We start from the raw sequence: 4,087 nt of genomic DNA, 5'->3' as shown, positions 1-4,087 counted from the left end.
GCGTGCGTTGCCTGCACATCGGCGGCAAGGACAGCCCCGATTTCACGACCGTCGAAAAGCTGGGCGCCACGGAGGCCGCGAGCGACGACGGCCGATTGACCTACGTTGCGATGACCCGGGCCCAGTCGCAGGTGGTGGCCTGGTGGTCGCCGGCTTTCGACGAGCCCAATGGCGGTCTGTCGCGGCTGTTGCGGGGTCGGCGACCGGGCGAATCTGTGGTACCCGACCGGTGTACGCCCGCCAAGATCACCGATGACGAAGCTTGGTCGCGGTTTCGTGAATGGGAGGCCGCCGGCGGACCGGTTCTGGAGGAGTCGGTGATCGCGCCGACTCGACGCGTCCCGGGCCCAGGGACACCGCCTGACCTCGACAACCGGCACTTTCATCGCGGCATCGACGCCACCTGGCGACGCACCTCCTATTCGGGACTGATCAGGGCCCTCTCCGAGGCGGGACCGGCCAACGTCAGCAGCGAGCCCGACGACACCGAACTGGACGACGAGGTCGCCGACATTCCGTTGGCCCAGCCCGCAACCGGGTCGGACATGCCGTCGCCGATGGCCGAGCTACCGACGGGGGCAAAGTTCGGCACGCTGGTGCATGCCGTGCTGGAGACGACCGACCCATTCGCGTCCGATCTGGCCGGTGAAATCGAGGTCCAGATCCGGAAGCACTCGGTCTGGTGGCCGATCGACGTTCCCTCGGCTGACCTCGCGGCGGCCCTGGTCCCGATGCACGACACCCCGCTGGGACCACTGGCCGACGGTTTGACGCTGCGGCGGATAGGCCTTCGGGATCGGTTGCGGGAGTTGGACTTCGAGTTTCCGTTGGCTGGTGGCGATGTTCGTGGTTTGGCTCCTACTACCCGGCTGGCCGACGTCGGATCGTTGCTACGAACGCACCTTGCGATCGAGGACCCACTGGCCTCGTATGCCGACAGGTTGAGCGACGGCGCTCTGGGTCACCAGTTGCTGCGCGGGTACCTCAACGGCTCGATCGACGCGGTGTTGCGGATCCCGGACGGGCCACGATATGTGATCGTCGATTACAAGACCAACTGGCTGGGCGATCCGGACCGGCCCTTGGCCGCCGCCGATTACAGCCGGCCGCGACTGGTCGACGCGATGCTGCACTCGGACTATCCGCTGCAAGCGTTGCTGTACAGCGTTGTGTTGCACCGTTTTCTGCGCTGGCGGCAGCCGGGTTACGATCCGGCGCGCCATTTGGGTGGTGTCCTGTACCTATTTGTGCGCGGGATGTGTGGGGCCAGCACTCCGGTGGTCGACGGGCACCCGGCCGGGGTGTTCGGTTGGGCACCACCGGTGGCGCTCGTGGCTGAGTTGTCGGACCTTCTCGATGCGGGGGTCGCGGCCGCGTGAGCATCGAGGTTCGTGAACCCGGCGACTGGCGGTTGGCCGTCAGTGCCACCGACGTGTTGCGGACATGCAACGAGGCCGGTGTGCTCGATGCGGCGGATGTTCATGTGGCGCGGCGGCTTACGGAGATGTCGGGTGAATCCGACCCGGCGGTGCTGCTGGCGGTCGCGCTGGTGGTGCGCGCGCTGCGGGGCGGTTCGGTATGCGTGGACCTGGGGTTGGTCGCGGCGCAGGTCGGCCTTCCTGACCTGCCGTGGCCGTCGCCGGATGACTGGTTGACCGCGGTGCGGGCCAGCCCGCTGGCCGGCTCACCTCCGGTGCTGCGGATCTTTAATGACAAGCTGCTGTATCTGGACAGGTATTGGCGCGAGGAGCAGCAGGTTGCGGACGATCTGTCGGCCCTGCTTTCCAGCCGCGCACCGGCCCGCAAACCGCATGACATCGGCCGCTTGTTTCCGCCCGGCTATGAAGAACAACGTGTGGTGGCGGACATCGCTCTGACACAGGGCTTGACGGTCCTGACCGGCGGACCGGGGACCGGCAAGACGACGACGGTGGCCCGGCTGTTGGCGCTGTTCGCCGAGGAGGCGCAGCTGAATGGTAAGACGCACCTGCGCATCGCACTGGCCGCGCCGACCGGCAAGGCCGCGGCCCGGCTGCAGGAGGCCGTGCAATTGGAGATCGACCGGCTGAATCCTCTTGATCAGCAGCGTCTTTCGGGGCTGCGGGCGACCACGTTGCATCGCCTGCTGGGGAGCCGGCCAGATACCTCCTCGCGGTTTCGTCATCACCGCGGCAACCGACTCCCGCACGACGTGATCGTTGTCGATGAGACATCGATGGTGTCTCTGACGATGATGGCGCGGCTGCTGGAGGCGGTACGCCCGCAGACGCGCCTGCTGCTCGTCGGCGATCCAGACCAGTTGGCGTCGGTGGAGGCCGGCGCGGTGTTGGCCGACTTGGTCGACGGGCTCGGGGAGCGCGACGACGCGCGGGTGGCCGCCCTGTCGACGTCGTATCGGTTCGGCGAGTCGATCGGCGAGTTGGCGTCGGCGATCCGGGGCGGCGACGCCGATGGGGTCATCGACGCGCTGCGATCCGCCGACGATCACCTGGACTGGATCGACACCGACGACTCGCCGGCACGACTGCGCGATGTGCTTGTGTCCCATGCACTTCGGCTGCGGCAGAGCGCCGTCCTCGGTGATGCTGCGGCGGCGTTGGCGACGCTCGACGAGCACAGGCTGCTGTGTGCGCACCGGCGCGGGAGGTACGGAGTGCAGCACTGGAATCGCCAGGTCGAGCGATGGTTGACAGAAGCAACGGGCGAACCGATCTGGTCGTCCTGGTATGCAGGGCGCCCGGTGCTGGTGACGGCCAATGACTATGGGCTGGGCGTTTACAACGGCGACACCGGTGTGACCGTCCTGGCTGGTGGCGCGCTGCGAGCTGTCATCGCCGGTGCCGAGGAACCGTTGGATTTCGCAACCAGCCGGATGTCTGCCGTCGAGACGGCGCACGCCATGACGATCCACAAAAGCCAGGGCAGCCAAGCCGACGAAGTGACGGTCCTTCTGCCGCCGGAGGATTCACGGTTGCTGACGCGAGAGTTGTTCTACACCGCGGTAACCCGGGCCAAGCACAAAGTGCGGGTGGTGGGTTCGGAGGCTTCGGTTCGCGGTGCCGTCGAGCGACGGGCGGTGCGCGCGACGGGGCTGCGGCTGCGGTTGGCAGCTCGCGACGCGAGTTGAACCAACACACTGTCGGCGTGCTGGCACGGGAAGTCTGACATATTGCGGCCGCGGTGCGGAAGAATCACGGTCGACATGGCCGACAGCAGCGGTTCCACACCGTCATCCCGACGGCGCCACATCGTGCGCCTCGTCATCTTCGTCGGATTTTTACTTGCAATGTTCTATTTGGTGGCCATTGCGCGAGTTATCGATTTCGACGCGGTTCGCCGCGCGGCGGCGGCGACGGGGCCGCTGGCGCCGCTGACCTACGTGGTGGCGTCGGCCGTCCTGGGCGCGTTGTTCGTCCCGGGCTCGATCCTGGCGGCTGGCAGCGGGCTGTTGTTCGGTCCCGTGCTGGGCGTCTTCGTGACGCTGGGTGCGGCGGTCGGCACCGCGATCGTCGCGAGTCGGATCGGGCGTCGTGGCGGCAGGGACAGCGCGCGGGCTCTGCTGGGCACGGAACGCGCCGACCGCATCGACGCGTTGATCGAACGACGCGGACTATGGGCGGTCGTCGGCCAGCGTTTCGTTCCGGGCATATCCGATGCGCTGGCCTCCTATGCGTTCGGAGCATTCGGAGTTCCGTTGTGGCAGCTGGCAGTCGGTTCGTTTATCGGCTCGGCGCCACGCGCGTTCGCCTACACCGCGCTGGGCGCCTCGATCGGAAATCGGTCGGCGCCACTGGCGTACGCGGCGATAGCTGTGTGGTGCCTGAGCGCCATCGTCGGTGTGTTCGCGGCGCGGCGCGGGTTCCAAAAGTGGCGCGGGCATGCCCGCCGTGCGGAGGATGACGGCCAGGAGCGCGCGGCTACGCCCGAGTAGTCGCGAGGATGACAAGCTGTCGGTGGTGAGTCGTAGGATTCGAACATGCATTCGGACAGGGACTCGATCGTGGAGGCGTTCGATGCGCTTGATGCCGCGGTCTCTGCTGTGTGCGGGTTGTCGTTTGACGTCTTGACCACTCCGGAGCGGTTGCGG

At 67.1% G+C, this 4,087-nt stretch carries 2 protein-coding genes and 1 pseudogene; all 3 read left to right on the top strand.

Annotated elements, in window-relative coordinates:
- Nucleotides 1-1,379: pseudogene (locus JO236_RS04450) on the top strand (exodeoxyribonuclease V subunit beta); the annotation flags it as partial.
- Nucleotides 1,376-3,127, top strand: a complete 1,752-nt coding sequence (gene recD, locus JO236_RS04445; protein ID WP_293325315.1) for an exodeoxyribonuclease V subunit alpha — start codon at nucleotides 1,376-1,378, stop codon at nucleotides 3,125-3,127. The pseudogene JO236_RS04450 and the gene recD, both read left to right, overlap by 4 nt.
- Nucleotides 3,128-3,202: 75 nt before the next feature.
- Nucleotides 3,203-3,931 (top strand): TVP38/TMEM64 family protein, encoded by a 729-nt coding sequence (locus JO236_RS04440; RefSeq protein ID WP_293325312.1) that lies wholly within the window; start codon nucleotides 3,203-3,205, stop codon nucleotides 3,929-3,931.
- Nucleotides 3,932-4,087 lie beyond the last annotated feature (156 nt).

Source organism: Mycobacterium sp. (genome assembly GCF_019247635.1).
Lineage (GTDB): Bacteria > Actinomycetota > Actinomycetes > Mycobacteriales > Mycobacteriaceae > Mycobacterium.
The sequence above is the reverse complement of the archived record's forward strand: the minus strand, read 5'-3'. Positions and strand labels throughout refer to the sequence as shown.

Coding starts and splice junctions, on each gene's coding strand:
- JO236_RS04440 (WP_293325312.1), top strand. CDS start 3,203: ATGGCCGACAGCAGCGGTTCCACACCGTCATCCCGACGGCGCCACATC.